Annotated in this window: 3 protein-coding genes; 1 reads left to right on the top strand and 2 read right to left on the bottom strand. The window is 65.2% G+C overall.

Going from position 1 to position 4,051, the window contains the following annotated elements:
* Together Y707_RS26345 and Y707_RS0114655 are read right to left on the bottom strand one after the other, a co-directional pair.
* On the bottom strand, positions 1-578 hold a 578-nt coding region (locus Y707_RS26345), incomplete at its 3' end, for a DEAD/DEAH box helicase (protein WP_155853012.1).
* Between the two features lie 9 nt (positions 579-587).
* The gene (locus tag Y707_RS0114655) at positions 588-2,408 is read right to left on the bottom strand and encodes a gamma-glutamyltransferase family protein (protein WP_026535640.1); all 1,821 of its coding nucleotides are present in this window, start codon (positions 2,406-2,408) and stop codon (positions 588-590) included.
* A 167-nt stretch (positions 2,409-2,575) separates the two neighbouring features.
* Between Y707_RS0114655 and pepN the strand changes: the two genes are divergently transcribed.
* On the top strand, positions 2,576-4,051 hold a 1,476-nt coding region (gene pepN / locus Y707_RS29975; RefSeq protein ID WP_035781853.1), incomplete at its 3' end, for an aminopeptidase N.

Genomic DNA, 4,051 nt, shown 5'->3' with positions numbered 1-4,051 from the left:
GCGCGGCGGCGTCGGCGAGCCTCAGGTAGTCCGGACGGAAGTCGGTAGTCCGGACGGAAGTCGTGGCCCCATGCAGATACGCAGTGCGCTTCATCAATGACGAACAGCGACACGTTCAGTTTTGAGAGACGGTCCTGCACGGGCGCGCGCACAAGTTGCTCCGGGGCCAGGAACAGATATTCCGCCTGACCGGACGCTGCGGCATCCCAGACCTCGTTCTGTTGGGCGACGGTCCGGGTTGAATTGAGCGTGAAGGCTCTCCGCGCGCCGAGCGCCTCGTTGATGCTTTCCGCCTGGTCGCGCTGGAGGGCGATCAGGGGCGAGACGACGAGGGTAACGCCGTCGACGACGATGCCCGGGATTTGGTAGATCGCCGACTTCCCGTAGCCACTGGGCATAACGGCCAGCAGGTCCCGGCCATCCACGGCAGCCTGCATGGCCTCCAACTGGCCGGGGCGGAAATCCGCAAAGCCGAAGTCGTCGCCGGCCGCTTCGATGGCAGCCGTGCGGGAGTTACCGTACCCGGCCGCCTTGTCCCTGCCGGATGACTTACTGCCGGTCGTGCTGGACTGGGCCATGAACTTCCCCTACCTTCCGGCGGCGTAGCCTTGTGCGCCGCGGGGGTTGGCGGCGGCGTAGTAGCTGCCGTCGTCGTTCTTTCCGGCGACGCAGAGCCGGCCGAGGGCCCAGTCGCCGGCCCGGGTGATGGCGTGGCCGCGGCGTTCGAGTTCGGTGATGACGTCCTCGCCGAGGCGGTTTTCGACGACTGCTCCGCCGGGTTCCCAGGTGCGGGGCCAGAAGGAGCCGGCCAGCGACGTCGTATGCATGCTGGGTGCGTCAATGGCCTGTTGCGGGGTGTAGCGGCCGACGATCGTGCGCAGCAGGTACATCAGCTGCCATTGCTCCTGCTGGTCTCCGCCGGGTGAGCCGAGGGCGGTGACGGGTTCGCCGTCGACCATGAGCATGGTGGGGGTCAGGGTGGTGCGCGGGCGGCGGCCGGGCTCCAGCGCCGACGGGGCGCTTTCGTCCAGCCAGTTCATCTGCAGCCGGGTGCCGAGGCAGAAGCCTAGTTCGGGTATTGCCGGTGAGGACTGCAGCCATCCGCCCGACGGTGTTGCGGCGATCATGTTGCCCCACCGGTCGATGACGTCGATGTGGCAGGTATCGCCGCGGGTTTCGCCGGCCTTGCTGACGGTGGGTTCGCCAGCGGCGCCGGAGGGCGCATCGCCGTTGAGGGTGGCCTTCCATTCCTTCTCGGTCAGCAACGGCGGGTAGTACGGGGTGAAGCCGTCGATCTTCCCGGGACGGAATTCGTGCGAGGCGGTTGAGCTGATATGCGACCGCCGCGTTTCGGCGTACTCCTTCGAGAGCAGGGTCTCCAGCGGAACGTCAGCGGCGCCGTCGGGGTCACCGTAGTACGCGTCGCGGTCGGCCATCGCCAGTTTGAGCGCCTCCAGCACGTTATGTGCGCCCCCGGCCGTTGAGGGGTCGATTTCCGCGTCGTCGAAGCCGTCCAGGATCGCCAGCGTCTGCAGCAGCACCGGACCCTGTCCCCAAGGACCGGTTTTAGCGACCGTGACGCCCCGGAAATCGATGGTGGTCACCGGTTCGAAGGACGCGGAGCAGTTTGCAAAGTCCGACGCCGTGATCACCGCTGCATGATCGGTGCCGCTTGAGTGCCGGTGCGGGGTCTTCAGGAATTCCTCCGCGGCGCGGGCAACGAACCCGGAGCCCCATTCGCGGCGGGCAGCTTCGATCCGTGCCGCCCGGTCCGGCTTCCCCTCGCCGGCTTCGATCAGCCGCTCCAGGGTCCGGGCGTACGCCGGGTTTTTGACCAGCTCGTTCTCGTCCGGGACCTTGCCCTCGGGCAGCCACAGTTGTGCCGACGTCGGCCAATGCTCCACGAACAGCTCCTCCACCGCACGGATTGTCGCCCCGACCCGGCCAACCATCGGGGCGCCATTGCGGGCGTAATCGATGGCGAACGCCAGCACATCGGCCAGTTCCCAGCTGCCGCGCTCTACCAGCAACAGCAGCCAGGCGTCGACGGCGGCAGGCACGGCAGCGGCAAGGCCGCCCGCGCCGGGAACCATGTCCAGGCCCTCGCCCTTATAGTGTTCGATCGTGGCGCCGGCCGGAGCGGGGCCCTGCCCCATCAACACCTGCGGCGTGGTGCCACTGCCGGCCACGATCGCGGTCATATCCCCGCCGGGGCCGTTCAGGTGCGGTTCCACCACATGCAGCACGAGCCCGCCTGCGGCCGCCGCGTCGAAGGCGTTGCCGCCGCGCTCAAGCACCGCCTGGGCGGCGGCCGTCGCCAGCCAATGGGTCGAGGAGGTCATGCCGAAGGTCCCGCGCAACGTCGGACGGGTCGTGAACTGGTCAGCCGGGGTGAAGGAAGAGGTCATATTTGTAGCGTAACCCTTAGCCGACGCTGTCCGGGCGGCGCGGGCCACGTCCGCCCACCGATGGACTTGGCAAAACCGGCTTGAGTGAGAGAATGACTAAATCTGTCTTATCCTGCGCTGCGCAGGGCCTTGATACTTACGACACTGGAGGCGCTACTTTGCCAGGCATGAACTTGACCCGTGAAGAAGCTCGCGGGCGTGCGGAACTGCTCAATGTAGAGTCCTACGAGGTCATCCTCGACCTCACGCGTGGAGAGAAGATTTTCGGTTCCACGACAGTGGTCAGATTCCGCGCCGACGCTGGCGCGTCCACCTTCATCGATGCGGTGACCGACACTGTGCACGAGGTGGTGCTCAATGGCAAGCAACTGGACCCTGCGGAGGTGTCCGACGGCGTCCGCATCCAGTTGCCGGAACTCGCCGCCGCGAACGAGCTCCGTATTGTGGCCGAAGCGCTGTATATGAATACCGGCGAAGGGCTGCACAGGTTCGTGGATCCGGTCGATGGCGAGGTGTACCTCTACAGCCAGTTCGAGGTGCCGGATTCGCGCCGCATGTTCGCCGTTTTCGAGCAGCCTGACTTGAAGGCATCCTTCAAGTTCACCGTGACCGCTCCGTCGCACTGGGACATCATCTCCAACTCCCCCACGCCCTCGCCACAGCAGGAGGAATCAGGGCACGACGACGGCGCCCGCGCCACCTGGGACTTCGAACCGACCTCCGTGATGTCCTCCTACGTTACGGCCCTGATCGCCGGCCCGTACCAGTCAGTGCGCAGCGAACTGACCAGTTCGGACGGCCGCACCATTGAGTTGGGTGTCTTTGCCCGCAAGTCGCTGATGCAGTATCTGGATGCGGATAACGTCTTCGAACTCACCCGGCAGGGATTCGAGTTCTACGAGCAGCAGTTCGGCACGCCATATCCGTTCGCGAAGTACGACCAGCTTTTCGTCCCGGAGTTCAACGCCGGTGCCATGGAGAACGCCGGCGCCGTCACCTTCCTGGAGAACTACATCTTCCGTTCCAAAGTCACCGAGGCCATGGTTGAGCGGCGGGCGATCACCATCCTGCACGAGCTTGCCCACATGTGGTTCGGGGACCTGGTCACGATGCGCTGGTGGAACGATCTGTGGCTCAACGAGTCGTTCGCCGAATTCATGTCCACCCTCGCCGCAGCGGAGAACACCGAGTGGAAGCAGTCCTGGACCACCTTCGCCTCGATGGAGAAGTCGTGGGCGTACCGGCAGGACCAGCTACCCACTACGCATCCGATCGTCGCGCCGATCAACGATCTGGAGGATGTGCAGGTCAACTTCGACGGCATCACCTATGCCAAGGGTGCATCCGTGCTCAAGCAGCTCGTCGCCTGGGTAGGCCAGGAGGAGTTCATGGCCGGTGTGCGTGAATACTTCGGCAAGCACGCCTGGCGGAACACCGAGCTCAACGATCTGCTCGTCGAACTGGAGAAGTCCAGCGGCCGGGACCTGAAGGATTGGTCTGCACAGTGGCTCGAAACTGCGGGCGTCAATACTCTGCGGCCGGAAATTCAAACCGATGGCGGGGAGATCATCACATCCTTCACCATCGTCCAGTCCGCCCCTGAGGACTACCCCACCCTCCGGCCGCACCGGCTCGCGATCGGC

Origin of the sequence: Arthrobacter sp. H14 (assembly GCF_000520495.1) — a bacterium.
GTDB lineage: Bacteria > Actinomycetota > Actinomycetes > Actinomycetales > Micrococcaceae > Arthrobacter_C.
The sequence above is the reverse complement of the archived record's forward strand: the minus strand, read 5'-3'. Positions and strand labels throughout refer to the sequence as shown.

Coding starts and splice junctions, on each gene's coding strand:
- Y707_RS0114655 (WP_026535640.1), bottom strand. CDS start 2,408: ATGACCTCTTCCTTCACCCCGGCTGACCAGTTCACGACCCGTCCGACG.